Origin of the sequence: Sporolactobacillus mangiferae (assembly GCF_023336505.1) — a bacterium.
In the GTDB taxonomy this organism is placed as follows: domain Bacteria; phylum Bacillota; class Bacilli; order Bacillales; family Sporolactobacillaceae; genus Sporolactobacillus; species Sporolactobacillus mangiferae.
In genome coordinates, this window is the sequence record NZ_JAMAST010000001.1 from 18,560 (window position 1) to 43,587 (window position 25,028).

The following is a 25,028-nucleotide window of genomic DNA, read 5'->3' on the forward strand; positions in this document are numbered from 1 at the left end:
TTTTTGATATTCTCGCAGAAATAGCGATCAAGCCAATGTTGGCCGTTAGTCATTCTCTAATATTATTAAAAAAGCATGTCATTATTGCTTGTGTTTCTTGGAATGGGATCGATTCTGCATTTCTGGTCTCCCTCCTTATCTGCTCTCCTCTTCTTCAAACGTTCCTAAAAGCTTTTGCGTCATCTGCAGAAACGCATGTAGTGCAGGCGATACCCACTTATCTTTTCGCCAGACAAGCTTTGAGAATATTTGGATCGAATCATCAATCCAGGGAAGAATACAGATCAAACCGTCTTCAAGTTCCTTGCGAATCGTCATTTGCGGTAGTAAAGCAGCACCGATGCCGGCAATCACACATTGCTTGATCGCTTCTATACTGGCGAATTCTGAGATCTGCTCAGGAATTAATTGACGTTCTGCAAGCGCACGGTCAAGGCCACGACGATAGCAGCAATTCTTCTCCGTTAAAAGCAGCGGTTCTTTATATAGATCCTGAGGGCCGATCTGATCGAATTTCGCCAATGGATGGTCTGCTGCCGCGGCCAGCACAATTGGTTCACGCTGCAGTGGCACAACATGAAGCAGATCTGTTTCTTCTCCTTCATCCATTAATACCGCTGCATCCAAAGCCCCTTTAGTCACTTGCTCCACAAGTGACTGATCAGACATGCCCGGCACAAAGTGAAAGCGAACCTTAGGATACCGCTGTCTGAACAGCAGAAGCACCGGCGGAAGCCGATATGTACATAAACTCTCTGATGCCCCAATAACCAGTTCCCCTTCCGGTTCTCCCTGAACATGAATCATTTTATGCGCCTCATCCACCAAACTCAGAATACGATTGGCATACTGCAGCAACTTTTTCCCGGCCACCGTTAATTGCAATCGTTTCCCCATTCGATCAAACAACGGAATGCCCAGTTCATCCTCCAAAGCCTTAATATGGGCAGTGACGCTGGACTGAGCAAAGTTCAACTGTTCTGCGGTTTTTGTAAAATTAAGCAGTTCCGCAGCTTTTTGAAAAGTCTGTAATTGTTTAATTTCCATAGCCCTCTCCAATCGGTTTTACTGATAATATTTATTCAAATAATCATCTTTACTGATTATTCATTTACTCATATGATACAGAATAGCTACCAAAAAAGAAATGAAGGAGCAAATAAAATGAAACCGACGATACGACTACCGCAAGCCATCGCTTTGTATATTGGTGCTGTTCTCGGTGCAGGGATTCTTATTGTACCGGGATTAGCCGCCGAGCTGGCGGGTCCTGCTTCTCTGATCGACTGGGGTATCCTACTCATTCTGGTTATACCGCTTGCCTTGTGTATGGCTTTTCTGGCACAAAAATATCCGAATTCGGGTGGTGTCGCCTACTTTGTCACCCAAGCCTTCGGGCGTAGACTCGGTACAGTCATCGGCTGGTTTTTTCTGATGTCTGTGCCGATTGGCGCACCGGTCGCCGCACTGACGGGAGCAGGTTACTTAGCAGCGTCTTTACGATTATCAGAGGCTATGGGGATTATTCTTGCCTGTGTCATGCTTCTGATCGCATTTTATTTAAATCATGTCGGCATGCGTCTTGCCGGAAAAGTACAGATCATAGTAGTCTCAGCCATTGTCGGACTGCTGATAATCACTATAATCGGTGCACTGCCTCTGATTAAGGATTCTAATTTTGAACCGTTTATCACGCATGGCGCTCGCGGTATCGGCAGAGCATCAACCATACTCTTCTGGTGTTTTATCGGCTGGGAAGCAGTCTCTCATCTATCCAGCGAATTTGTTAATCCTGATAAAGACGTTGTCCGGGCAACAATTATTTCTGCTGTCATTATTGGCATTCTCTATTTTCTGAATGCATATGTTGTGATCGGTACGGACAGCTACCAGATGCATGAAGAAGCTGCTCTGGTTGCTGTCGCCAAGCGGGCATTCGGAACGATTGGCGCCGTTTGCGTCGGTGCCGCTGGATTTTTGATCTGTCTTGCAACGGTGATTACATATATTGGCGCAGCTTCAAGGCTTGCACGTACACTTGCCGATCAAGGAAACGCGCCGAGATGGCTTGCATGCACATCATCCAAATATAAGACACCTACCGGCGGTCTGCTTTTCCTTATGTCCTGCTTCGCTCTTATTTTAACACTCTATTCCACGCGAATTTTAAATCTTGCACAGCTTATCCAGCTGCCAAATGCAACCTTCTTATTAAATTATTTAGGTGGCTGTGCAGCAGGTGTGGTCCTTTTCAGAGGCGATAAAAGTAAAATGACTGTCAGCATCGTTTCATTTGCTGCCACGCTTTTTATGTGCCTTTTTCTAGGCTGGGCACTTCTTTATCCGGCTGCTGTTCTTTTATTTACATTTTTTCAGCAATATGTGCTGCAAAAATACCATTCAAAAACGCATGCATCCATGAAACAGAAAAAGAAATCAACAGCTACATGAAGGCACGCCATCCGGATGATGCAACACTCAGGAGGAAACTCATTGTTCAACAGTTCACATTTCGTAAAAACGGTATTCGTGAGTTAAATCCATCCGAGCTCCGGGATTTGAAATCAAATAATTGATAAAAGAAGAACAGCGTTGATGGCTGTTCCTCTCTGTTTTTCTTAACTGGACGCAGGCTGAAATAAATTCAGCAACGATCCATCTGTTGCTGGCTGCAAGCAAATCATTGAAGGTACATGGAATATCATAGATGCCATTTGGCAGTTCCAATTTCGGTATTGCATTAGATATACTCCTGGAGAGCTGTCAGCTGTTCAAACCAATCTTTATCATATGTGGCTAATGCCAGATCAATTAAACTATCCAGTTCCAAACGTGTGAAATCATATTTTTCGGGAAGAATATCTTCAAAAGATATTTCCAACCATTTCATGCGCGGGTGATTTTCGCACTGAGTCACACGAATTTTACAGCGTCTAAAGTCCGGATAAACAGATGTAACAAAACCAATACAATCATGTTTGCCCATATATTTTGTGTAAACCCACTGTCCAACTTCCATGGCTGATCGCCTCACTTGATTCAGGTTGCCTGACCACCATCACACTCCCAAAGATCTAAGAATCTGCTAATAGCATATGAATGAAGTCTGCAGCCTGCCACACTTCTCCAGGTCACTGCTGCTGATTTGTACTTGTGAACTAGCTCACTGACTTTTTCTTTTCAAATAATTAGAGTCAAAGGACGGAAGCTTTTAAAAAAGGGGTACTCGTGTTGCCATGCAAGTCTGTGAAAAATAACGATGCCACTAAAGGAGAATATGCATGAAGACGCTCATCCTATACGCAACAAAATATGGTTCAACAGAAAGAATGGCACATCGATTAGCAGAACACTTCAATGGAGAAACTGAACTTGTTAATATTCAAACAAGTGCGATACCTCGTCTTGATTCCTTTGAAACTGTCGTTCTCGGAGGACCCATTTATATGGGAAAAATTCAGAAGCCGCTCACAAACTTCGTGACAGCACATCTGGCAGCATTGGAAAGCAAAAGGCTTGGTCTTTTTATTTGTGCGGCACACCCTGATGAAAAAGAACGATTTAATGAACTGGAAAAAGCTTTTCCAGCTGCCTTAAGTCAAAAAGCCGTAGTCAAAGACGTGTTGGGATACGCAATTCAATTTGAAAAAATGCATTTCTTTGACAAGCTGATCATGAAAAAGATCAAGGGTGATAGTCACAGCACACAAGAATTTTATGATCAGCGCATACGGGCTTTCGCTGAAACGCTGCAAAGACAAGGCTGAGCGGCAAAATGATGAAACCTATGAATAGGTGACCTTAAAACACCTGCTTGCAGGCTTTATGGGGCGAAGTCATCATGATAACTTCGCCCCATAAAGCCTCTGCTCTGTTAGGCCCGATTCATCAGCTTCCTGGCAAAGGATTCTCCAATGTGCATTGCCTGATTGCTTTCTTCTTCGGTCATTGACAGTTCAACCTTAAAAGCATCTTCAATGATTTCTGCACCGTACCGGACAAACGATTCCTGAATTGTGTCAACGGCAGCTGCAAAAAGTCCGTAGCTGCTGTCACCTGATCCAAAGCACATTGCTGCTTTTCCTGTTAAGTCATGCCCGTTAAGCTCATCGAGCAGATCTTCGACTATGTAAGGCAAATCCCCCATTCCGTCTGTATAACTGCCGAACATGAGCCCATCGTATTTCATGAGCTCATCGATGCTTATCTGATCGACCGCTTGAACTGCGGGTTTAATTCCGGCTTTTTGCACACCCTCCGCAATACGTGCGGCCATTTCTTCTGTATTTCCAGTCTCGCTGGCATAAATAATTAAAATCTTTTGCATCTATAAATCAACGCCCTTATTTAAATGATAATGATTATCAATTTCACAATAAATTATATCATTATTATCCATTCTCTTAAATAAGATGCATGATAAAATCATGACAAATTTGCAAAAAATACAGGTTCATTCATACAAGCCAGTGAAAAATGATCCCGAATATCCGTTCATGCAAGCGGAAAAGTTGGGCAAAATCTTTAAAAATGTCTGCTCAGTGCGTAAGAAAAACCAGGCGAAGGCAAAGCCGCCGTCGCACTTATATAACTGTAATCCGCTGAATTTTAAACTTTCTTATTGTCACAAAAAACCTGAAGTCGCCAATGATTCGACTTCAGGAATTCTGTCCTATTTACATTCAATTGAAGATACCCTCATCCGGCTGAAAAATTCAGTGATTTTCCTGTATTTTTTACAAAAGGGAGCGAACTGCTTCAAGCGCTGCATCATAATCCGGATGTTCTTTCATTTCCTTCAAATACTGTACATAACGAATCGTATTTTCTTCATCAATGACAAAGATTGAGCGCATATCAAGCTGCAATTCTTTAATTAACACGCCATACGCCTTGCCGAAGGTGTGAAACTTGTAGTCTGAAAGGGTGTCCAGGTTCTCAATTCCGGCAACAGTGCAGAATCTGCTTTGAGCAAAGGGCAGATCAACCGAAATAGTCAGTACGGCAACATGACTGCCAAGTTTGGCTGCTTCCTCATTAAAGCGGCGTGTCTGAGCGTCACATACTCTCGTATCTAAAGATGGAACGACAGAAATCAACTTGACCTTCCCATTGTAGTCAGACAGTGTTGCTTCCTCAGTTAAATCCTTGTTCACGGTAAATTCAGGTGCTTGATCACCAACCTTCAGTTCCGGTCCAATTAAAGTAATCGGATTTCCTCCAACAGTTGCCACACCAATACGTTCCTCACTCATCTAAAATTCCTCCCAGTATATATATTTATATTTCAAGTTCAAAAATGCAGGATGTCACTTCATAGATATATGATAATCAGGCATCCCCTCCCTTTAGTGTTTATAAAAAATAACAAATCATTTCAGTTACTCTTTTTGGGGGATACTTTTATGATACTGTGACACATGCTGGTTCAATAATTTCATCGACTGATTTAATTTTTGCAGTTCTTCAGGCAGCATGCCACTTGACCGAAGAAGTGCATCAGGAATGCACTGCGCCTTTTCTTGCAGTGCCGAACCTTGATCAGTCAGCCTGACCGTTACCTTCCGCTCATCTTCCCGAGAACGATTTCTGAGAATCAGCCCTTTACTCTCAACCCTTTTAAGCAGTGGGGTCAATGTGCCAGAATCCAGATCAAGCATCTGACCCAGTTGTTTTACTGAGCATTCTCCTTTCTCCCATAAAACGAGCAATACTAAATATTGTGGATACGTTAACCCCAATTGGTTTAAAAGCGGCTGATACATGCGCGAAATGGAACGTGAACATGCATAAATCGAAAAACACAGATGATCCTTGAGATAAAAAGGCTGTTCCAAAATCCATCCCTCATTTATTCATTTTGCACAATTAAATTTTACACAATATTATTTGCCCACGTCAATTGATTTGATTGGTAATTGACTTGACCACAGACAAAGGCGGCAATTCCCGCAAAATGTGCCCGTTACGCTGCACGAGGCAATTCATTGCGCTAAACGTCAGTCACTCCCCTTGGCTGTACAACGGCGGCCCAGACAGTCACGAATTCGCGGGATTCATTGGTGCATATCACTTGGAACGACCTGCAGGTTGGCACGCATCGATGTTTCTATTTTTTGCCGATCCATTGTTTTATATTGATATGGGCATAAAAAAAGAGGCCGTCCCAAAAATACCTAACTTTATACTGCACTCCGGGTGCTCGCTTCAACAAGAGCGGCTTCAGGCGATCCAGAAACATCTTTGACAGATCCTGCAGCGTCTCCGGAGGTTTCTTTGGCGCGCGCTCAACAGAAACGCTCCACGGACATCCGGGCATCCGCACTTCATCCCAAAACGCATGTCATTTTAAAGGTGTCCCATTGTCAAGAGACATTTGAGACACCCATTGGATAAATTCAATGCTATTCAGTTCCGAGCATTTTGTTTTGATTACTGAAAGCAGATACATGAACGGAGTGCTTTCTAATATTCCAATAAAGTACAACAATCTCCATTCACCTTTTAGTAAATTTCTTTTTATCTTTCTGAAGCAAAGTATTTATGCAGCCCCAGTGCCCGAATCAATATTTGATCACGCAGACGGTCAGGGAGCCGGCCTAAAGTGACCGCCAGCCGTGCTCCTCTGCCAACGGCATAACGGGTATGTGGATGCTCCACGCTAAGCGCATGATAAATGCTGTCCGCGACAATCCCCGGAGCATTCAGCACCTGATTTGCCATTGAGGCATCCACCAATGAAAGTACCTTCTCATATAAAGCTTTCTTATCTTGTGGAACGCTCTGCAAAGCAGCATCAGAAGCTGATTTTGCTTTATCAAAAATAGATGTTTCCATTGCTGCAGGTTCAATCAGCACAACCTGAATTCTCCAAGGTTTAAGTTCAATACGCAGAGCGTCGGTTAAAGCCTCAACTACCTGTTTCGATGCCGAAAGCGCTCCGATATACGGCATGGCTGTTTTCCCGGTAACTGCACCGATGTTGATGATTCTCCCCTCGGCTTTCCGGATCATCGGCAGAAATGCCTGAACCGCACGAATCTGTCCGAAGACATTGACTTCAAACTGCTCTTTGATTTCTTCAATGCTCAGCAGTTCTAAAGGTCCCTGAAGAATATAACCGGCATTATTAATCAGACCGGTAAGCCCCTCTTCCTTTACAACTTCATTGACGTCATGAACAGCAGATGCAACGGAAGCAGAATCGGTGACATCGATTTTAACCGGGATGACTGCCGGGGCCAGCTTTTCTGATAATCTCTTAATTTTCTCTGGATTGCGTACCCCTGCAAAGACGCGATATCCTTGCGCCACCAGCTTTTCGATTGCCGCAGTACCTATGCCTCCCGAAGATCCCGTAATAAAAACATTTTTTCGATTCATCTGTTCTTCCATCGTCTATTCACACTCCATAGATTGATTTTTTTAGCCAAACATTGTCCCGCACAACTTAATCCTATAAATTTTTTCGTATAATAGGGAGTAGACCACTTATCGTAGAATTAAAAATACCAGGAAGATGTGACTGAGGGAGTGTATCAGAATGAGTGAACGGAAACGGCATCAGGAATTGGGTGATTTTTTACGTACGCGACGTGAACGTTTGACTCCGGAGAAGGCCGGATTAACAACAGATGCCACAACCAGGCGAACACCAGGCCTGCGGCGTGAAGAGGTGGCCGCGCTGTCTGGTGTTTCTCTAGCCTGGTATACCTATCTCGAGCAAGGACGGCCGATTAATGTATCCGCACAGGTATTGGAAAGCCTTGCACGCACACTTCAGCTGGATGAAGAGGAACGGCACTATTTATATAGAATGGCCGGTCATGCAGTACCATCCCAGACATTTATCAATACGGATGAACTGCAGCCGGTTCCTGAAGCCGTGCAGCTCATTCTTGGCGAAATACGCCACTACCCTGCTTATGTAGTGGACTCACGACTGACTGTCGTTGCATGGAACGTGCTTGCCGAAAGAATTTTCGGTCCTTTTGAGAATTCGGATGTATTGGATCGAAATCTCGTCTGGCGAATGTTTACAAGAGAAGATTATCGCCACTTGTTCACGCATTGGGAGTACACAGCAAAAAGCCTGCTTGCTCAATTCAGAAGCTTTTACGGAAAATATACAAATGATCCCTGGTTGAACGCGCTTGCTGAAAAGTTGACGAATGTAAGCGATGAATTCAAAACCTGGTGGTCCGAACATGATGTAGATGAAACGCCTGACGGCAATAAAGAAATCAACCATCCGGAACTGGGCACGCTGCAATTGAATTATACTGGCCTGATGCTCGCTGAAAAACAAAACATGGTTTTAACAGTATTTACACCCAGACAAGGGACCGATACTGAAAATAAAATGAATAAAATGGTGTAGCTTTTCTTATCTCTTTACTGTCTTAATCCACTATGCAATAAAATTTATGTTTCATTCTGATACACCACATGCCAGGAGTAATTAATATTGATCACAACAGTTTAGCGAACCAGGCAACATAATAAGCCGCCGGGATAAAAATGGCCTGGGCAACCAAAGTACCGATCAGTTTTGAGCCGATCATCGTTAACGAATAGCTTTTCAGATAAATATACGCGCATTCCTTTTTGGCCACTCGATCCGCCAGAACGGATGCCTTGGGATCGATAAACAGCGTCAGTAAAATGGTCGCAATTCCATTAATAATTCCTGAGGACATCACCGCGGTTTGTCCGTAATTTCCAGGGACAAGCAGCGATGCGTAGAGTGAGGCGAGCACGCCCACGGTGTAAATGGAAGTGATGGCAACATTGATCATAAAAAGACGTTTGGGAATCGTTTGAAACGTAATACCTTTCAGATCCGAACGTTTCGGCAGACGCACACACCGAACCACTTTTTTGATCCCTTTACTATTTATCCATTTCAGGCCAAGTGATAGAATCGAACCTCTTTCGGACGTCAACTGAACGATGGCTCTGGAGAAGATACCGATAAATGTTGGAAAAAGGAGGATGCCGATAAGCACACCGACCGAAACAGCAACGATTAACAGCCGATACTGTTCCTCAATGAAGTGAAGCGGATCGGCGTTCTCCGGAACCGCCGAGAGCAATTTGGCAGTCAGAGGCTGCTGAATCGTCGTTGAGAAACGTGAGACAATCACCAAGGTACTGAATAATGAAATTGCCGTTGCCATTAATTTGACACGGACTCCGGATATTCGTGTTGAATAGGCAAGTGTTTCAATGGTTGTTACGATCATCATCAATAGTGAAATGAAAATTAATCTTCCTGTTATTAGCGACATCTGCTGACCCTCTCATCAAAATATATTGATTCACGCATTGTAATTTTTCTGATTGTTTTTTCTGTTCATACACACTTTAATTGCGGACGATATATGCACTTACGGAACACGACAGAGCACACCGTCATCCGTGCCACATATCAAATGAACTTTTTCTAAAGTGATCATATCATTGCCTTGAAGCAATGGAACAAATGACGGCTTATTTACTCAATCAGACAATGGCTGCACTAAGAGATCCTATGCATGAATAAATGAATTTCAGTAGCAAGGATCTTAACATTTCCGTAGGAGTCGCTGAATCTCGCCCACTTCTATTTCTCAACCCAACAGCACCAAACAGTCTACGTTCTTTCAAACAAGTGTAATAAGTATATCATGGTCTTCATCATTGATTAATCCCCGAACAGCAAATAAGGCAACGAATGACTTATAGAAAGAATAAGAAATGAGGGGCTGTAATGAAAGTATTGCTTGCTGAGGACGACCTGCGATTAGGAAAACTGATCATGAAGATGTTAAAAAAAGAACAATACACCGCTGACTGGGTCGAAGACGGTAGAGAAGCGTACGTGCATGCATTGACTGGCGATTATGATGTAATCATTCTCGACTGGATGCTGCCAGAGCAAAGTGGTATCCAGGTCAGTCAATCATTAAGAAAAGAAGACTATAAAGGAGCCATCCTGATGCTGACTGCACGTGACGCACTCGAAGATCGGGTCAATGGACTTGATGCTGGCGCAGATGACTATATGGCGAAGCCCTTTGCTTTTGAAGAACTCTTCGCTCGGATGCGCTCGCTTGGTCGGCGAACGATTTATCCGATTGAGCACACGATCATCACAACGCATGATTTGTTTATCGATTTAAGTAGTCATGTGATAAAAAAAGGAGACGAAACTCTTTCGCTTACGTCTCGTGAATTTCAGTTATTGATTTATCTTGTTAAAAACAGTGGCAGGGTGCTTTCAAAAGAAATGATATTATCGAAAGTTTGGGAAACGCACGGCGATGTCACCTTCAATACCATGGAAGCATATGTGAAACTTCTGCGCAAAAAGCTTGGCCAAACAAAACAGAACAGTTATATCAAAACTGTGCGCGGCTCGGGGTACATGTGGGAGGACCGGCATGTTTAAGAAACTGCAGCGAAAACTAACGCTTACTTACAGCCTGTGGTTCTTCCTCACACTTGCTACTCTCTTTATCATTCTGTTTTTCGTATTTAAGAATATGATCTATCAATCCGTAAGCTGGCAAGTTGAGGATATTGCACGTGATCAGGCCATTGAATTTGCACACGAGCATCATCTTGAGGGAGGTCATCTCAGACGTTCCCTTTATTTGTCTGCCTATCTTTCAAAAAGCGGTAAAGATATCGTTTATCGGGGAAGCATGCCGGATCAACTTCGCAATGATTTAACCACGCACATCGCAAATGAAAAGACATCAGGATTAATCCGCGTTCACGAATCTGACGGAAAACCGAATTTGCTGATCTACGCCATTGCGCCAGTTACAGAAAATGGACGAACTAATGGCTTCATTGCTATTGCAAAAGGAATTCTCGGTCCGCATGAATTAATTGAAAGGTGGTTCTGGCTGCTTTTTTTACTGAGTCTTCTGACTGGCTTTTTAGCCTTGCTGGTCGCTCATTTTCTTGCCCGTCGAGCTGTTCTCCCCATGAAACGTAATTATGAAAAACAAAAAGCATTCGTGGCTGATGCAAGTCATGAAATGCGAACGCCGCTCAGTGTCTTTTCAGCAGGCCTGGAGTATATAGAGGCGGAGGACAACCGTTCTTTATCTGATTCTTCAAAAGAAACTATTGCTGATCTGAAAGATGAAATCCGGGATATGAACACATTGATCAGTCATCTGCTCACGCTTGCCGCGGCTGATCAAGAATTGACACAAAAGCGAGCAGATTTTCGATTAAACCAGTGGCTGGAACCCATTGTCACTTACTATGCGCATAGGGGGCAACTTGAAAAAAAATCTTTCAACAGCCACTGGCCTCACCAACCATTGAATATCCATGCCAATCCTATTGAAATCAAGCAACTACTTATGATTTTTCTGGATAATGCTTTTAATTACACAAAGCAAGGAGATCATATTTCATTACAAATAGAATCTGTTGCAAAAGATGCTGACTTGCTCTTTATCATAAAAGATACAGGCATCGGTATACCGGAAACGGAACAACAGCACATTTTTGAACGATTTTATCGGGTAGAAAAAGAACGGGCACGCAAGAACGGTGGCAGCGGATTAGGTTTGTCAATCGCGCAGAAAATCATTGAATCCTACCACGGCAGCATCAGTCTTGACAGCGGCTTTCATTCAGGATCGGTTTTCAAAGTAGTGCTGCCGATTCTGAAAAAGCGTGAATAATTCAGTTCATTTTCAGTTGGTTGTTATACACTTGCCCTACTTAAAGGAGATGATTGAATTGTTCGAAATACCGCTCCATCCTCTGATTGTTCATTTTCCCATCGCTCTTCTGTTATTGGGTTCTATTCTTCAGATTCTTTCTTTATGGAAACGAGATTTTTTTGACAAAACAGCACTGCTGCTACTTTCACTAGGCTTACTTTCCGGAATTGCCGCGTTTCTTACCGGAGACGGGGCTGAACGCTTCGCACGTGAACATTGGGGCAATGCTTACCGCTCGCTCGTTGAAACCCACCAATTTTATGCAGCAGCGACACTTCTTTTATTCAGCATCGCCATTGTCTTAAGGCTGCTTTATTTTATTGTTCCAAAAAAGATTTTCGCAGTATTGATACCGATTTTTTGTATTTTAGGGTCGATCATGCTGGCGCTTACCGGTCATTATGGCGGGCAGATGGTTTATGTTCAGAAACATGCTGAATTGCTGCCGTTATTGCCTCAGTAACATCCCCATAACCTGCAGCTCAATTAATGGATAACTTTTATATAACTCGGAAAAAGCTGTCTCGCCAATGAGTAACTATGACGAGGCAGCTTTTTCGTTATTCAAATTCAGATCACCGCCGTGCTGCACCATGGATGGGCGCACGATTCATTTTTGAAGCAGCGAGTTTAAGCAAATTGGAAATAAACAACCCGATGAACAGATACGTTAATCTGCTCACGAGTAGAAAAGCGGCGCAGCTGACCATTGAAACGATACAGCCGAACAAAATCTGCTCTCGATACTTTGCTGGTGACGTGGGCGGATCAGTCAGCATAAAAAAAGAGAGAAACAAGGCGGCATTGATATAGGGCGTTCGCAGCACATCTCCTGCACCTGCACTGTTAAGAATTCCCGCAATAAGAAAAAAAATCATATATGTTGCCAGAAAAGCAAAAACGAGTGGCAGTTTGTTGATCCGACTGGCAATAAACATGCCAAATAAAATCATGATTATGGCACACCATGATGGAATCATCGATAAACCGATCCACCAGCTCTCTCCAGTTGAAAATAATATCGCACTGATAAATAAACCGACCGCTGCCGGATTAAGCAGCGGCCTCCTTTTGTCCTTCAGTAGATGTTTTGAAAGTAAAGCAATGATTGTTGTCATCATAACGTAGAACCATGGGGTTGCGGGGCTGAGTATGCCGCCAACGATGATTCCGGTTATCAACGCACCATCTGGAAAATGCCATGGACGGTTCATTAAATACATGACTAAATAGTCAAACAGAATCCCGGTAATGATTGCCAACAATCCATTTTTGATACCTGAGACTCCTCCTGCGTAAGAAGCACCGACTAAGGTAAGAATAACCAAAAAGATTACCACGGCCCCCTTTGGGGACTTTAGAAATTTTTGCAAAGAAGATCTTTTCCTTAACACTTTTCTATGTTCAGCAGGGCGTTCTGACGAAATACTTTTTTCTCGAAGGATCGGTCGATCAATACGTTCCATAACAAGTTCTCCTTAAATTTTTGTGTGAAAAATTGATTCGCAGTATGCGTAATCATTAGGCAATCAAAACCTAGCTCCTCCATCTTATTCATGCCACGTTCCAGTCCCAATACATAGGCGGTAGTTGAAAACGCATCCGCAAGCATAGCAAACGGCGCCACGACAGTACAGCTTGATAGCCCGCGCGGTGATTGGTGTGTATTGGGTTTGAACAAGTGACTTTCTTCTGAATTCGGGTGCATACGCCGTTCATAATTCCCTGATGTACAAATTGCGCCTTGTCTCATACAAACAATGCCTACGCATTGTTCTCGATGAAAAGGGTCGCGAATTCCTATTCTCCACGGTTCCTTTTGATCGTTGTTTCCACTTACGTAAATATCACCACCGGCATTGATTAGAAAATTCGCCAATCCCGCCTGTTTCATTGCATTCGCGGTCAGATCAACCGCCATCCCTTTTACTACCGCATTAAGATCAATCACAAGTGCCCGTTTCAGGTAGATATAACGATCACCTATCAATTCAATATCATGGTAATCGACATCTGCACTATCGGCAAAGGACGAGGAAATGCTTTGTCCGTGTAAGTAATTACGATTAAATCCCCGCAGTTCCATCGCTCTTCCGATCGTTGGATCAAAAGCACCATCAGACTCCTTTGCAACCTCCAAGGCAAACGATACCGCATGATACAAAAGTGGTGAAACCGGAACCGGTTCTCTAGTATGCCTGCAAAGACGCATGAGTTCACTGTCTGATTCAAAACGGCTGCACACATGCTCAACATAGTAGAAATTTTCGACGGATTGGTTAATGATCGCATCAATCTGCTCGGGGGGTTTATCGGAAACCACTTTAATTGTAATCAGTGTGTCCATGCCGATAAATCGTCGTTCAAATTCCACGAATTGAAGCCTCCTCTTAGCTCTGCGCCTGAGATAATGCGTTTGTCACTGCAGCGATAAAGTCGTTGGTACTCTCAGTTGCGCCAGACACATGATCAACGTTCGAACTTTGACGGGCAATCACTTGAGCTGGAAGTTGCTCAATTTTTGATTTGGGATATGAGGTTGTGCAATCAGTGATTTGGACACGTGTTATTTTCCCGTTCTTTATAGTCACACTGACCGCGACAGAACCGATTCGATTCATGCCTTCCCCGGAATAAGTACCGTCCTTATACTTTGTATTTGCTGAATTTGAGCGATGATCTGCCTGGCCATCCTTTTGCGTATTCTGATGTTTTTTTGCAAGCGATTCCTGTGCATGCGTACCAGTCACACTTGCGTTTGATGCCAATGAATTTTGTTGGTCAGTGACTACATAGCCTGCAGCGTAGGTAATTCCAATCGCTGCTGTGCATAAAGCAACCCATTTAGAACTAGGTCTGCTCATAATATCCTCCTTTTTTGACGGAAATTCATGTACCGTTACAGTAGATGTTGCGAATCTGTTAAAATATTTTTTAAAAACATTCCATTTACTTACCCTACATCGCAAAACTGAAAATCAACTGAAAAACGCCCATCAAATAGATGGACGCTTTTCTAATGATCACTTTGTCAGATCAGTAAATAATAACGGGTTCATTCTGATCCAAATTGTCATAAACCTGCTTCATAATTCCTGGTGGTGTGTTCACGCACCCCCCAGAACCATGCGTCAGATACGCAGTTTTTTTCCAGTTTTTTCTCCACTTGGCATCATGGAAACCGCAACCGCTCATTGTAAACGGAGCCCAGTAATTGACTTTCACCGAATAATTAGGGTTGCCTGCCTCGCTGCCTTCGAGAGTAGAGGGCGACTCCTTATACATAATGTACCAGAGACCTTTCGGTGTATCTTCATTCGTATCATGCCGTCCGGTAACGACATGTGTTGAAACAACCAGTTTTCCATTTTTATAAATCCAGATTTTCTGTTCAGAAATTGACACTTCTGCATAGGTATTGCCAATCCCGTGATTTGTCGTATTATGGTAACCAATTCCATACGTGCTGTAACCGACGCCGTATACGTTGTAGGCCTTTATATCCGTTTTCCCTTGCTCAAAGGCCTTCTCAATACGTTCTGTTTCCTTGCTGACATTCAGCGCCCATCCGTATGACTGTCCTTGCACGGATATGACCTTCCCTGTGTGGGTCCTAAAAGAGAATTTCTTATTGAGTGTTGACTGATTCTTGTTGATCTCGGAGATTCTTGCTTTTAACTCATTTGAGTCAATACGAATTTTCTGATCAGAAGAAGCAGTTGCCTTCTTGATCAGTTCATCGGCTTTTAAAGCATATGTCTTGTCCTGAACTTTATAATTGATTGTACGGGTCATCAGAGACTTGAGTGCTGATATCTCATGCTTTACTGTTTTACTGTCAGCTTTAATTGGAACAAGCAGGGACTCATCCAGATGTATTTCACTGTTGTACTCCTGCTGATCATAGGCATGCATCATCTTTTTAATATCATATTTTTTCCCTGGCTCACTTTTCGACACGCCGATTTTGCCATTTTCCAGATACGCATAGGCATCTTTTGGCGCTTTCAAGTGTTTATTCAGGCGATTTAACTCGTTTTCCAACAGCTTCTTTAATGTTTGCGACCGATAACTGCCTTCACTTCTCGGATTGAGCGTATAGGTCTGCCTGGTTGATGACGGCAGCCATGTTCGCTGTTTCTGAAAAATACGTTTAACTGCAGGCAGGTCTTCAGAACCAAATTCAGACTTTAAATTTTTCCCGTTGACCACCCGTTTCTTTCCAATATAGACATCGTTTTTCAAAGTTTGTCCGGATAATTTAGCCAACGCCTGCTCAGGGGTTAAATGGCCCACATTCACTCCGTTAATGGTGATATGAGCATTAAACCGATTGGCCTGAATGTAACTGATCACTCCAAAAACCAGCACAGCAAGAGCAAGCACGCAGCTGCCAATGATTACATAACGTTTACGAATGATGGCTCACCTCAAAAACAATCAGTTTATCATGCAACGTTCCATAATATGAATGAAATTCATAAAAATTCATTATCTATAAGATAAATGAGTTTCTAGTTTTTAACAAGAATTTATTAATAGAGAAATTTCTGACCTTTTGATGATCGATTGATTGCCCGATTCATTTGTTAGACGATGGAAAATGAGCATGCTAAACTAAAAATGGACGAAGGAGGAGAAGATTCATGACCACTATTCCGCAAATCACATTAAATGATGGATTGGTACTTCCGGCAATTGGTTTTGGGACCTATAAATTAAATGGTGCATCTGGCATTAATACTCTGCTGAGTGCCATTGACACCGGGTACCGTTTACTTGATTCAGCGTTTAATTATGAAAATGAAGGGGCACTGGGCGCAGCGGTTCGCCGCAGTTCAGTGCCGCGCGAAGAACTTATCATTACCTCCAAGCTTCCCGGACGTCATCATCAATATAAGGAAGCACTTGTGACCATTCAGGAATCGCTTTTTCGAGCAGGTCTGGACTATTTTGACCTCTATTTAATTCATTGGCCGAACCCGAGCAAAGATCTCTACGTTGAAGCCTGGCAAGCATTAATTGATGCAAAGAGATGGGGTCTTATTCGTTCAATTGGTGTTTCCAATTTTCTTCCTGGGCACCTGGACCGCATCATTAAAGAGACCGGTGTTGTGCCAAGTATTAACCAGGTGGAGCTGCATCCTTATTTTTCACAGGAAGAACAGCGTGCTTATGATAACGAACATGGGATTGTGACCGAATCGTGGAGTCCGCTCGGACGCGCAAACACATTGCTTCAAGATCCGGCGATCCGAAAAATTGCTGATGCCCACGATAAATCAATTCCACAGATTATTTTGCGCTGGCATATTCAGCTTGGTGCACTCCCGCTGCCAAAGTCCTCATCGCCAAAACGTCAGCTTGACAATCTTTCACTATTTGATTTCACGCTCAGTGCTGAAGAAATGCAAACAATCAATGCGCTGAGCAAGCCAGATGGTCGCACACACGATCAAGACCCCGCACGTTATGAAGAGTTTTGATGATCTGAAAAAGGCCGGCTGGACACATGTCTGACCGGTTTTTTTACAAGAGAAAAAAGTATACGATTTTGCCCAGTAAGCAACTAGCAAACCATACAATATCTAAGCATCAAAGATGAAACAGCATGCTTTTTCTGAGACAGCTCCTTTATTCATCCCTTGCATTCAAAAAAACACGAATATCAGGAACGTATGTTCTTCATTTTGTCAGCTGTTTATTTCTCCATCAATCATCGTTACATCAACGCCGTGGTCATTTGATGATCAATAAATTCATTTTTCGATGGATCGCTTGGTCAATAAATCAAGCAGTGCTTCTTCAAGATCGTTAAATCGGAACCGAAAACCGGCGTCCAGTGCCTTTTGGGGGAGAACACGCTGTCCTTTAATCGCCATAAGGCTCCTTTCCCCAAGCGCAAGCCTGACTAATCGTCCCGGAATGTTCAGCCAGTACGGTCGTTTTAATACCTTTGCCTGTATCCTGCCGAATTTCTCCATGGTCACTGGATTCGGCGATGTAAAGTTGACGGGTCCTCTTATTTCTTGATTATCGATAATGAATAAGATAAGCTGGACAAGATCTTCGATGTGGATCCATGACAGCCATTGATTTCCCGATGCGATTTTACCACCAATAAAAAGCCGATAAGGCAGATTGAGAAGAGGCAGCGCGCCGCCTTTTTGACCAAGAACGATGCCGAATCGTGCACAAACCGTGCGCACCCCAAATTGCTCTGCTTTAAGAGCTGATTTTTCCCACACAGAGGCGAGATAACTGAGAAAGTCGTCATTACCGTGACTTGATGTCTCAATGAAGGTGTCCGTATTGGATGTGCCGTAAATACCAACTGCCGACGCACTAATCAGCAGGCACGGTTTTGTTTTTACTTGCTCGATAAAACGAATCAACGTGTCCGTGCTTTGCAGGCGACTGTGCAGTAAAAGTTGCTTTCTTTTACGCGTCCATCGTCCGCTATTGATGGATGCCCCTGATAAGTTGATCATACAGTCAATAGATTCAGGAAGCTTAGCGAATAAATCACCCGCTTCTTTCTTCATCCATTGAATATAATGGATATTTTCACAGGGGGTAAAATGTTCGGAAGCTTGTCTCGTCAAAATATAGAGATGATGACCGTGCCGATGAAATGAACGGATCAACGCTTGTCCAATAAAGCCACTGCCGCCCGCGATGACAATATTTTTCTTCATATGTTCCTGCCCCCTCCCACAATAATCGTCTCACGTACGACGAAGATCGGTGCATCATTCTGCCAGTTAACAATTGATTTCCTACTAAAGAAGAGTACTCTTTTCATTTTTAAAATCAACTCTCTCTGCCCGCAACGGTGATGTATGTGTTGAGGGACAACCCATAAAAAATTGCAGACTACTTGCCAACTTATGTCAGAGAGAACACCCGTACTCCCATCCTGCCTGTTAGAATCGAATACCGAGGTCATGTTTCGTATGAATCCTTATTTTCTGTTTGGCGGTCGGCAGAAAAACAGATTGGCGATAATTTTGAATCTTATCACAAAATTTTTTATTATATGGAAAGGAATCAGATCCAATCTTGTCGAATTAATAATTTACGCTTTTCTTTTATGTTCCATTCCCGAGGAGGTGATTATTTTTTTCATACCGTTTGCCCCCTTTTTCCCTTCTTTGCATCCTGATTTACTTCTCAGTACCTGTCTTTTATATGCCTGTCTTCAAATTCACATCACCACAAAGGAGTTCCTCGCATGTTTAAAACCTTTCACAAACTGATTTTCACTTCTGAACGTGCATTCACTCTGATCGAAATGACCATCGTTCTTTTCATTATTTCAATACTGCTTCTGATCGCCGTTCCTAATATGACGAAATCCAATGACGTCGTTATGGATAAAAGTACAGAGGCTACAGTCAAACTGGTACAGAGCCAGATCGCCGCCTATCAGATGGATCATGATGGTGCCCTTCCTGAAACCCTGGAAGCGCTAAAACCCGACTATGTGAACAGTACGGAAACTTCTGACGGCAAACCACTTGTCTACGACAATACAACCGGTGAAGTCCGTGCCCCATAAAAAATATTGTAACAGCCAGAACGGATTCACTCTGATTGAGGTCTTGATCGTTGTATTGATCGCCTGTATCATCGTTCCCATCTCTTTCCGCGGTTTCTCTCATCTAACTGACGAAATGACACTCAGGAATTTTGTAAACGAACTTTATGAAACAGTTCATGATACACAGATGGAAGCGATAACAGGGTGTGACGTTGCCAGAATTGTGTTTAATAATCAGGAGCATTTTTATTATGTATCGATCAACAATCAGACAACACGCAAAACATTTAATGCACGCATTCAGATCTACAGTACATCGGGAGAAAATGCGATCACCATCAACCAGCTCGGTCATTTTTCAACAGTACAATCGTACATCATTTCATTAGGCACGATAAAATATCGATTTGTTTTACTTTTGGGTCAAGGGAGGTTTTATTATACAAAAATGTCCTGATGAGCGCGGTATCTTTCTTACCGAGGCACTTGCAGCACTTTCACTGTTTGTACTGGTAATGATCACTGTATTGCCCATCTTAATTCACACACATCATGAGCAGCAGGTGATCCGCCAGAAAATGGAAGCCATCCGTTTGCTTCGTTCCCAATTACTTACGTGGAAAAGCGGTAAAAATATTACTTTCACACCAAAAATGGCTGCAGATTATCAGTTGGAGTGGGTTGAAAAAAGTGAGACATCAGCTTATCTTAATATTTCATGGACTTATTCCGGCCGTGTATTCAAAATTTCGGGAGAAGCTAAGAAATGAATAGTCAAAGCGGATTCACACTTCTATCCATGCTTCTTGCCCTGTCCGCATTTCTGATTTTAGTTGGTCTCTTTTTATCAGTCGTCCAGCCGCTTTCAAAGTTCGTTCAGCCGCAACGGAGCAATCAAAAAGAGATACAGACATTTTTCGTGCAAACTTCGGCAGAAATTCATCGATCCTCTTCGGTATCCAGTTCAAATGATCGACAAAGTCTGATGCTTAGCCGGACAGAGGAGCAGATCCGTTATGCCTGGGTTTCCCCCGGACGCGTGATTCGGCAAGTGAACGGACAGGGCTATGAAATTGTGCTGCAAAAAGTAAGCGACGCCCAATTTCATGTCACTGACAAATGGATCTCCATTCAAATCACGGATCAATCCAATCATCAATACTTTTGGAGTGATATGCTTTATCTACAAGGTGCTGCCTATGAACAATCGTCTCCGTAATCAGAACGGATTTATTTTACCGCTCAGTGTGATCCTTTCCGTCCTGCTGCTCGCCTTTATCTTGCACAGCATTATTCAGCTGAACAGTGATCGGAAGTATTATCACTATGCCTCTTTACAATTTACCTTTCAGCAATTGCGTGAATGTGCGCTTATTGATCTTCAACGAAAAATCAATCAAGACATACTGAATCAGGAAGGAAGCTTCAATTATCGCCAGGGAACGGTAAGCTATCATGTCGAGGAATCAACCGATTCGCTTATTGTTACCTTAACCATCTCAGCACGTGAAAGTAACGAAGTCGACAAAGTGACCTTTTCTAAAGAAAGTAAAAAAATGACGAATTGGTTGGAACGTATCAAATAGTTGCCCGTTCATTGACTGTATGCTGATTGATGACAGACTGGAACAATGGCATCTTCGGTTTCAAGATCATTTGTTTTTGAGTATCAATCCTCCTTAATCTGGTTAACCTGACTGATGATATCTTCTGTTTTCTTAACTGTTTGCAGAATATCCAGTAAGGAGCATCTTTTATGAAATCTGATGAATACGTTCGTTTTTTAACCGAGCAATTTGTTCGTTACATGGAGACACCCCGCGAGGAAAGGAAAAAAGCACGTATGGAGCAAAAAGCACAACGTCCCCCTTTGCGCAATCAATTGTTCGGACAGATTCCTGATGCCATTGAAAACTATGTCGCATCTATCAGGTCCAAACTGAAAAAACATTAGAAATTTGACTTCACCGGCAGCTCACATCTCAAAAAGTGCCCAATGCCATCGTATAAAAAAAAGCCTGAAGGGATGTTTCGTATCCTTCAGGTTATTTTTTTGCTGATACAGGTTTTTTCATTATAAAAATGCGATAGCTTAATACATCTTTATATTGCGCCATCGTCTGCATATGTTTCAGCCACATCTCAATTGCCTCATCATCGATCTTAGTCGTCAAATGATAAGTTGGCATTGAATCTTTTGAATGATTTTGAAATTCATTTGCCCGAAATGAACGGATTCCGGAAAAACCGGCATCTTTCCAGGCAGTTATCCATTCTTCCTCCGTGCGGACATCGTCCACCCCGTAAACGGTTTTAATCGCTTGTTTATTCTGCACATCAAGCGGATAATTAAGCGTCATTTCAATAGCTGCCAGTTGACCTCCGGGTATCAGTACGCGATAATACTCCGGCAGTGAACGTTTTACATTCGTGAATGCGGTCACAGATTCTGACAGAATGCAGTCAAATGATTCGCTTGTAAAAGGCAGTTTTTCTGCAGATCCCTGAAGAATCCTTGGTGAAACCGAACTGGCACTTGCACGTTTTTTTGCCTGTTCAACCATCACCGGATGCAAATCCACTCCCGTTACCCTTGCACCAGCCTTTTCAGACAGATACACCGCTGTTCCACCCGTGCCACAGCCAACATCGAGCACTCTGCACCCGCTTTGAATCAATAGACGGCTGACAAGCGTTTCGGTCAGTCCGATTCCTCCCGGATGCGCATGATCAACCGCCAGCTTAGCAAGGAAGTCAATATATTTACGATTCTTCACTCTGCGCACATCCTTCAGCAATTGTTCACCCTATTTTATGAACAGTCACCGTAACTGTGCGTTCCGCCTTGCAAAATACATTCCCTTAAAAGAAATCGGGCTTACTTTTGCATGCAAAGCCATGCGGCACCGAAAACACCGGCATCATTTCCCAATTTTGCAAGATCAATGCTGCAAGAATCAGCAATTTTCGGCAGTGAAAAATGCCGGAAATATTTCTTCAATGGTTTGACCAATGCATCTCCAGCATGTGACACGCCGCCGCCGATCACAATTTTTTCAGGATTCACCGTCACTGCCAGTGCGCCGAGTGCGTAACCAAGATAGTATGCTGCTTTTTCAGTTACCGTTGAGGAGAGCGGATCCTGCCTTTCCGCACAGTCGAACACATCCTCCGCCGTAATGTCTCCCTTCGTTTCAAACATCGTCCGCAAAATGCTTTCAGAATCGATATAATCAAGTGCGTCCAAAGCCATTCGGCGAATTCCTGTTGCCGATGAAACCGTCTCAAGGCAACCGGTTTTCCCACAATTACAAGCAGCCCCATCACGAGGTATTACCGTAATGTGGCCGATTTCACCCGCCATGCCACTGACCCCGTGAAGAATTTTGCCATCGCAGATAATTCCGGCACCGACTCCCGTTCCGAGGGTGACACAGATCAGGTTCCTTGTCCCCTGTCCTGCTCCAAGCCACATTTCGCCTAAAGCAGCCATATTGGCATCGTTATCCACAATAACCGGAAGTCCAAGCAATTGCTCAAGCTCCGCTTTAAACGGATAATCTTTCCATCCGATATTCACAGCCTGATAAATAAAACCGGTATCCAAGTTTATAAATCCCGGTGCACCAACCCCGACTCCATGAACAGATGAAGTTTCCAGGCCAAACTGCCTGATTTTTTTTAAAATGCTTTTGCTGATCTCTGAAGCAATATGCTTTCCATTATCAATGGTATTTGTCGCAATCACCCATTTATCGATCATCTTGCCCTCTTCATTGATTAGGGCCATTTTAATTGTTGTACCGCCTAAATCGACACCAATATTAATCATCTGACGATCACCGCCTGTCCAAATAAGTTCACCCCTATATTTTCTCTCAAAATTAGCATTTTGGCAATGTTCGTTCATCACTTTTTTATCGATGCAGACAAAACACACAGTTTTTAATGATATCCCTGCATGATTGGCATAAATTTTGAATAAATTGGAGTGAAGATACTTGTCCGGAGGTTAGCGCGCGATGTATCGAAAAAATCTGTTCATCTCATTGCTTATCATTGCGGTCGCCTTATTTACATTGATGCTCCCTTTTCTGCTGTCAGATCGGGCGGCAATCACGTATTTTCCAGATAATCCGCGTATACGCTTTACTAAGTCCGATACACATCTGAGCATTATGACCGATGAACAGCTGCTCCATTTATCCGTTCAGTCTCAGACCATCGAAACTAACCAGCTGATACAAAATTTTTCGCTATTGTATCGTAACAACAGACTCATCGCCATTTTAAATCATTGGCAAAGAAACACGAATCAGCTGATTTCTGCTAGAGATGCGCGCATAAGATCAGGTTTCTATAACGCGCTGACTGTTCATCAGGCCGAATTGCATATCAATAGTGACATCTACGGTAAAGAACGGCTGTCACAGGACTATCTGATCGTCTCAGCCAGTGGGCGTCATGCATTCCGTCATCCGAAAACACCGGATGAAGCAAATCAGCTCAGCAGCCATACCCGACAAATTGATCTGGAACGAAAACAATTGCTTGGAAGAGCGGCCGCGCACTATCATTTTTCTCCTGATCATTACCGAATTGTCTCTTTAGATATGTTAACCGACGAATCAAAGACACGCATTTTTCCATTTTTTAATGAAAAAACAGTGGAACGAATCGTCGGTCAGCTATGGGAGGGGCTTTATAAAAATTTTATACGCGGCATTCAGCTTACTGAAGGACAAAGTGAATCTCCCCTTGGAAGCACCGTGCCGCTCTTATTAATCGCGGACGATCACATGCTGGTTATTATTGAATCCAGTGATCACCACTTAATTATGTTGAAACAAAACTTCACATGAATAGCAAGATAAAGGTGCTAACCATCCGTTTCGTCATTTGCACGCATCCAGCGAAACAGAAACACATTCGCTGCCAGCAATGCAGCGCATTCTATAATGACGCGGCGACGATTCATTAAAAACAGCGCAGTGATTGCCCATAAAATTGCTGAAATACATGCGTTTCTTCTTGCCACAATAAGCACCTCACTCTCAAGTCTGCTGCACTTAGTGTGGCTTATGGACCATGTTTTCATTCTCTGATGCTTTCGCGCTCAGACATCTTGATTCCGTAATCATCCAATCAACAGGCTTGTCGTGCGGCTCAATCGGTAATTCATCAATAAGCTGTCTTTCAAGCAGCAAAGAAGCAGTCCCGCCTTCATAGCTGTTCAGCAGACGGTCATAATAACCACCACCGTAGCCGATTCTGTAGCCTTGAGGATCAAAGGCAACACCGGGAACCAGTAGCAAGTCAATGGACGGAGGCTCAACGAGCTTTGTTTTTTCAGGATCAGGTTCCATCAACCCATAAAAGCCAGATTCAAGTTCGCTGAATGTCTGTAGCTCATAAAATGCAAGCGTATGCATTTTATGATTGCATTTAGGGACACACACGCGTTTGGATTCAGTCCAGGCTTTCGTAATCACTGCCATGGTCTCGATTTCACGGCCGATGGATATTGTAATGCCGACTGTATCCGCCGATTGCCAGATCTTTGTTGCAAATAAGCGATCTCTGATTCTTTTGCATTGCTCTGTAAATACAGATTCATCGATTCTTTCCAACTGTTGGAGTATGCGGTTGCGTATGTTCAATTTTTTCTGGTTCATTCTGTCCTCCACATTTGAAAATTTGATGAATAGTTACTTGCCCAGACAACGAGACAATATACAGACAAAAGCCGCAAA

31 protein-coding genes are annotated in these 25,028 nt (G+C 43.1%); 15 read left to right on the forward strand and 16 right to left on the reverse strand.

Annotated elements, in window-relative coordinates; translation table 11 throughout:
* Positions 1-135 precede the first annotated feature (135 nt).
* Entirely contained in the window at positions 136-1,047 is a 912-nt protein-coding gene (locus tag M3N64_RS00085; protein ID WP_249094351.1) for a LysR family transcriptional regulator, read from the reverse strand.
* Between the two features lie 117 nt (positions 1,048-1,164).
* Here M3N64_RS00085 and M3N64_RS00090 point away from each other — a divergent pair, with 117 nt between their 5' ends.
* Both M3N64_RS00090 and M3N64_RS00095 read left to right on the forward strand, forming a co-directional pair.
* Complete coding sequence (locus tag M3N64_RS00090) at positions 1,165-2,451, forward strand: APC family permease (RefSeq protein ID WP_249094354.1); 1,287 nt, start codon at positions 1,165-1,167, stop codon at positions 2,449-2,451.
* Positions 2,448-2,576, forward strand: coding sequence for a hypothetical protein (locus M3N64_RS00095; protein ID WP_249094357.1), 129 nt, complete (start codon positions 2,448-2,450; stop codon positions 2,574-2,576). The genes M3N64_RS00090 and M3N64_RS00095 overlap by 4 nt, the downstream gene beginning before the upstream one ends.
* A gap of 164 nt (positions 2,577-2,740) precedes the next feature.
* Here the strand turns inward: M3N64_RS00095 and M3N64_RS00100 are convergent, their stop codons facing one another.
* Positions 2,741-3,019, reverse strand: coding sequence for an IDEAL domain-containing protein (locus tag M3N64_RS00100; protein ID WP_249094360.1), 279 nt, complete (start codon positions 3,017-3,019; stop codon positions 2,741-2,743).
* 262 nt (positions 3,020-3,281) lie between these two features.
* On the opposite strand from M3N64_RS00100, the gene M3N64_RS00105 reads away from it, so the two are divergent.
* Positions 3,282-3,767 carry a flavodoxin domain-containing protein gene (locus M3N64_RS00105; RefSeq protein WP_249094364.1) on the forward strand — a complete coding sequence of 162 codons (486 nt, stop codon included), beginning with the start codon at positions 3,282-3,284 and terminating at the stop codon, positions 3,765-3,767.
* Between the two features lie 107 nt (positions 3,768-3,874).
* On the opposite strand, the gene M3N64_RS00110 is transcribed toward M3N64_RS00105, so the two are convergent.
* The 4 genes from M3N64_RS00110 to M3N64_RS00125 all read right to left on the reverse strand — a co-directional run bounded on the left by M3N64_RS00110 (position 3,875) and on the right by M3N64_RS00125 (position 7,395).
* Entirely contained in the window at positions 3,875-4,327 is a 453-nt protein-coding gene (locus M3N64_RS00110; RefSeq protein ID WP_249094367.1) for a flavodoxin, read from the reverse strand.
* A 409-nt stretch (positions 4,328-4,736) separates the two neighbouring features.
* Positions 4,737-5,255, reverse strand: a complete 519-nt coding sequence (gene tpx / locus M3N64_RS00115; RefSeq protein ID WP_249094369.1) for a thiol peroxidase — start codon at positions 5,253-5,255, stop codon at positions 4,737-4,739.
* A 126-nt stretch (positions 5,256-5,381) separates the two neighbouring features.
* The gene (locus tag M3N64_RS00120) at positions 5,382-5,837 is read right to left on the reverse strand and encodes a MarR family winged helix-turn-helix transcriptional regulator (protein ID WP_249094372.1); all 456 of its coding nucleotides are present in this window, start codon (positions 5,835-5,837) and stop codon (positions 5,382-5,384) included.
* A gap of 682 nt (positions 5,838-6,519) precedes the next feature.
* On the reverse strand, positions 6,520-7,395 hold the full coding sequence (locus tag M3N64_RS00125) for an SDR family oxidoreductase (protein ID WP_249094389.1): 876 nt from the start codon (positions 7,393-7,395) through the stop codon (positions 6,520-6,522).
* A gap of 148 nt (positions 7,396-7,543) precedes the next feature.
* Here M3N64_RS00125 and M3N64_RS00130 point away from each other — a divergent pair, with 148 nt between their 5' ends.
* On the forward strand, positions 7,544-8,380 hold the full coding sequence (locus M3N64_RS00130; protein ID WP_249094392.1) for a helix-turn-helix transcriptional regulator: 837 nt from the start codon (positions 7,544-7,546) through the stop codon (positions 8,378-8,380).
* A 91-nt stretch (positions 8,381-8,471) separates the two neighbouring features.
* Here the strand turns inward: M3N64_RS00130 and M3N64_RS00135 are convergent, their stop codons facing one another.
* Positions 8,472-9,290 carry a lipid II flippase Amj family protein gene (locus tag M3N64_RS00135; RefSeq protein ID WP_249094395.1) on the reverse strand — a complete coding sequence of 273 codons (819 nt, stop codon included), beginning with the start codon at positions 9,288-9,290 and terminating at the stop codon, positions 8,472-8,474.
* A 461-nt stretch (positions 9,291-9,751) separates the two neighbouring features.
* Here M3N64_RS00135 and M3N64_RS00140 point away from each other — a divergent pair, with 461 nt between their 5' ends.
* The 3 genes from M3N64_RS00140 to M3N64_RS00150 are packed head-to-tail and all read left to right on the forward strand — an operon-like array spanning position 9,752 to position 12,195.
* On the forward strand, positions 9,752-10,432 hold the full coding sequence (locus M3N64_RS00140) for a response regulator transcription factor (RefSeq protein ID WP_249094399.1): 681 nt from the start codon (positions 9,752-9,754) through the stop codon (positions 10,430-10,432).
* Entirely contained in the window at positions 10,425-11,690 is a 1,266-nt protein-coding gene (locus M3N64_RS00145; RefSeq protein ID WP_249094402.1) for a sensor histidine kinase, read from the forward strand. The genes M3N64_RS00140 and M3N64_RS00145 overlap by 8 nt, the downstream gene beginning before the upstream one ends.
* A gap of 58 nt (positions 11,691-11,748) precedes the next feature.
* Positions 11,749-12,195 (forward strand): DUF2231 domain-containing protein, encoded by a 447-nt coding sequence (locus M3N64_RS00150; protein ID WP_249094406.1) that lies wholly within the window; start codon positions 11,749-11,751, stop codon positions 12,193-12,195.
* Between the two features lie 112 nt (positions 12,196-12,307).
* Here the strand turns inward: M3N64_RS00150 and M3N64_RS00155 are convergent, their stop codons facing one another.
* The 4 genes from M3N64_RS00155 to M3N64_RS00170 all read right to left on the reverse strand — a co-directional run bounded on the left by M3N64_RS00155 (position 12,308) and on the right by M3N64_RS00170 (position 16,151).
* On the reverse strand, positions 12,308-13,072 hold the full coding sequence (locus tag M3N64_RS00155) for an RnfABCDGE type electron transport complex subunit D (protein ID WP_249094409.1): 765 nt from the start codon (positions 13,070-13,072) through the stop codon (positions 12,308-12,310).
* Positions 13,073-13,119: 47 nt separating this feature from the next.
* Positions 13,120-14,106 (reverse strand): FAD:protein FMN transferase, encoded by a 987-nt coding sequence (locus M3N64_RS00160; RefSeq protein WP_249094424.1) that lies wholly within the window; start codon positions 14,104-14,106, stop codon positions 13,120-13,122.
* 16 nt (positions 14,107-14,122) lie between these two features.
* On the reverse strand, positions 14,123-14,596 hold the full coding sequence (locus M3N64_RS00165; protein WP_249094429.1) for an FMN-binding protein: 474 nt from the start codon (positions 14,594-14,596) through the stop codon (positions 14,123-14,125).
* A gap of 172 nt (positions 14,597-14,768) precedes the next feature.
* Positions 14,769-16,151, reverse strand: coding sequence for a L,D-transpeptidase family protein (locus M3N64_RS00170; protein ID WP_438270982.1), 1,383 nt, complete (start codon positions 16,149-16,151; stop codon positions 14,769-14,771).
* Positions 16,152-16,378: 227 nt separating this feature from the next.
* Between M3N64_RS00170 and M3N64_RS00175 the strand changes: the two genes are divergently transcribed.
* A complete protein-coding gene (locus M3N64_RS00175; protein ID WP_249094434.1) occupies positions 16,379-17,218 on the forward strand; it encodes an aldo/keto reductase in 840 nt (279 codons plus the stop codon).
* 273 nt (positions 17,219-17,491) lie between these two features.
* Here M3N64_RS00175 and M3N64_RS00180 read toward each other — a convergent pair whose 3' ends face one another.
* The gene (locus M3N64_RS00180) at positions 17,492-18,430 is read right to left on the reverse strand and encodes a TIGR01777 family oxidoreductase (protein ID WP_249094439.1); all 939 of its coding nucleotides are present in this window, start codon (positions 18,428-18,430) and stop codon (positions 17,492-17,494) included.
* Between the two features lie 536 nt (positions 18,431-18,966).
* Here M3N64_RS00180 and comGC point away from each other — a divergent pair.
* The 6 genes from comGC (at position 18,967) to M3N64_RS00210 (ending at position 21,229) form a co-directional block, all read left to right on the forward strand.
* Positions 18,967-19,293, forward strand: coding sequence for a competence type IV pilus major pilin ComGC (gene comGC, locus M3N64_RS00185; RefSeq protein WP_249094442.1), 327 nt, complete (start codon positions 18,967-18,969; stop codon positions 19,291-19,293).
* Complete coding sequence (gene comGD, locus M3N64_RS00190) at positions 19,253-19,732, forward strand: competence type IV pilus minor pilin ComGD (protein ID WP_249094445.1); 480 nt, start codon at positions 19,253-19,255, stop codon at positions 19,730-19,732. The genes comGC and comGD overlap by 41 nt, the downstream gene beginning before the upstream one ends.
* A gap of 121 nt (positions 19,733-19,853) precedes the next feature.
* Positions 19,854-20,045 (forward strand): hypothetical protein, encoded by a 192-nt coding sequence (locus tag M3N64_RS00195; protein ID WP_249094448.1) that lies wholly within the window; start codon positions 19,854-19,856, stop codon positions 20,043-20,045.
* Positions 20,042-20,494, forward strand: a complete 453-nt coding sequence (gene comGF / locus M3N64_RS00200; protein WP_249094451.1) for a competence type IV pilus minor pilin ComGF — start codon at positions 20,042-20,044, stop codon at positions 20,492-20,494. The genes M3N64_RS00195 and comGF overlap by 4 nt, the downstream gene beginning before the upstream one ends.
* Positions 20,475-20,861: a competence type IV pilus minor pilin ComGG gene (gene comGG / locus M3N64_RS00205; protein WP_249094468.1), complete on the forward strand. Its 387-nt coding sequence runs from the start codon at positions 20,475-20,477 to the stop codon at positions 20,859-20,861. The genes comGF and comGG overlap by 20 nt, the downstream gene beginning before the upstream one ends.
* 170 nt (positions 20,862-21,031) lie before the next feature.
* A complete protein-coding gene (locus M3N64_RS00210) occupies positions 21,032-21,229 on the forward strand; it encodes a YqzE family protein (protein ID WP_249094471.1) in 198 nt (65 codons plus the stop codon).
* Positions 21,230-21,320: 91 nt separating this feature from the next.
* Here the strand turns inward: M3N64_RS00210 and M3N64_RS00215 are convergent, their stop codons facing one another.
* Both M3N64_RS00215 and M3N64_RS00220 read right to left on the reverse strand, forming a co-directional pair.
* The gene (locus M3N64_RS00215) at positions 21,321-22,052 is read right to left on the reverse strand and encodes a class I SAM-dependent methyltransferase (protein ID WP_249094473.1); all 732 of its coding nucleotides are present in this window, start codon (positions 22,050-22,052) and stop codon (positions 21,321-21,323) included.
* Positions 22,053-22,153: 101 nt separating this feature from the next.
* Entirely contained in the window at positions 22,154-23,107 is a 954-nt protein-coding gene (locus M3N64_RS00220; protein WP_249094489.1) for an ROK family glucokinase, read from the reverse strand.
* Positions 23,108-23,297: 190 nt separating this feature from the next.
* Between M3N64_RS00220 and M3N64_RS00225 the strand changes: the two genes are divergently transcribed.
* A complete protein-coding gene (locus tag M3N64_RS00225) occupies positions 23,298-24,137 on the forward strand; it encodes a hypothetical protein (protein ID WP_249094492.1) in 840 nt (279 codons plus the stop codon).
* Between the two features lie 17 nt (positions 24,138-24,154).
* Here the strand turns inward: M3N64_RS00225 and M3N64_RS00230 are convergent, their stop codons facing one another.
* Both M3N64_RS00230 and M3N64_RS00235 read right to left on the reverse strand, forming a co-directional pair.
* Entirely contained in the window at positions 24,155-24,313 is a 159-nt protein-coding gene (locus M3N64_RS00230; RefSeq protein ID WP_249094495.1) for a hypothetical protein, read from the reverse strand.
* 31 nt (positions 24,314-24,344) lie between these two features.
* Entirely contained in the window at positions 24,345-24,950 is a 606-nt protein-coding gene (locus tag M3N64_RS00235; protein WP_249094507.1) for a 5-formyltetrahydrofolate cyclo-ligase, read from the reverse strand.
* Positions 24,951-25,028: the final 78 nt, after the last annotated feature.

Coding starts and splice junctions, on each gene's coding strand:
- M3N64_RS00085 (WP_249094351.1), bottom strand. CDS start 1,047: ATGGAAATTAAACAATTACAGACTTTTCAAAAAGCTGCGGAACTGCTT.
- M3N64_RS00125 (WP_249094389.1), bottom strand. CDS start 7,395: ATGGAAGAACAGATGAATCGAAAAAATGTTTTTATTACGGGATCTTCG.
- M3N64_RS00235 (WP_249094507.1), bottom strand. CDS start 24,950: ATGAACCAGAAAAAATTGAACATACGCAACCGCATACTCCAACAGTTG.
- M3N64_RS00180 (WP_249094439.1), bottom strand. CDS start 18,430: ATGAAGAAAAATATTGTCATCGCGGGCGGCAGTGGCTTTATTGGACAA.
- M3N64_RS00105 (WP_249094364.1), top strand. CDS start 3,282: ATGAAGACGCTCATCCTATACGCAACAAAATATGGTTCAACAGAAAGA.
- M3N64_RS00095 (WP_249094357.1), top strand. CDS start 2,448: ATGAAGGCACGCCATCCGGATGATGCAACACTCAGGAGGAAACTCATT.
- M3N64_RS00135 (WP_249094395.1), bottom strand. CDS start 9,290: ATGTCGCTAATAACAGGAAGATTAATTTTCATTTCACTATTGATGATG.
- M3N64_RS00175 (WP_249094434.1), top strand. CDS start 16,379: ATGACCACTATTCCGCAAATCACATTAAATGATGGATTGGTACTTCCG.
- comGG (WP_249094468.1), top strand. CDS start 20,475: ATGAACAATCGTCTCCGTAATCAGAACGGATTTATTTTACCGCTCAGT.
- comGF (WP_249094451.1), top strand. CDS start 20,042: ATGAATAGTCAAAGCGGATTCACACTTCTATCCATGCTTCTTGCCCTG.
- M3N64_RS00110 (WP_249094367.1), bottom strand. CDS start 4,327: ATGCAAAAGATTTTAATTATTTATGCCAGCGAGACTGGAAATACAGAA.
- M3N64_RS00100 (WP_249094360.1), bottom strand. CDS start 3,019: ATGGAAGTTGGACAGTGGGTTTACACAAAATATATGGGCAAACATGAT.
- M3N64_RS00130 (WP_249094392.1), top strand. CDS start 7,544: ATGAGTGAACGGAAACGGCATCAGGAATTGGGTGATTTTTTACGTACG.
- M3N64_RS00145 (WP_249094402.1), top strand. CDS start 10,425: ATGTTTAAGAAACTGCAGCGAAAACTAACGCTTACTTACAGCCTGTGG.
- comGC (WP_249094442.1), top strand. CDS start 18,967: ATGTTTAAAACCTTTCACAAACTGATTTTCACTTCTGAACGTGCATTC.
- M3N64_RS00165 (WP_249094429.1), bottom strand. CDS start 14,596: ATGAGCAGACCTAGTTCTAAATGGGTTGCTTTATGCACAGCAGCGATT.
- M3N64_RS00090 (WP_249094354.1), top strand. CDS start 1,165: ATGAAACCGACGATACGACTACCGCAAGCCATCGCTTTGTATATTGGT.
- M3N64_RS00195 (WP_249094448.1), top strand. CDS start 19,854: ATGGAAGCCATCCGTTTGCTTCGTTCCCAATTACTTACGTGGAAAAGC.
- M3N64_RS00210 (WP_249094471.1), top strand. CDS start 21,032: ATGAAATCTGATGAATACGTTCGTTTTTTAACCGAGCAATTTGTTCGT.
- M3N64_RS00225 (WP_249094492.1), top strand. CDS start 23,298: ATGTATCGAAAAAATCTGTTCATCTCATTGCTTATCATTGCGGTCGCC.
- M3N64_RS00220 (WP_249094489.1), bottom strand. CDS start 23,107: ATGATTAATATTGGTGTCGATTTAGGCGGTACAACAATTAAAATGGCC.
- M3N64_RS00140 (WP_249094399.1), top strand. CDS start 9,752: ATGAAAGTATTGCTTGCTGAGGACGACCTGCGATTAGGAAAACTGATC.
- tpx (WP_249094369.1), bottom strand. CDS start 5,255: ATGAGTGAGGAACGTATTGGTGTGGCAACTGTTGGAGGAAATCCGATT.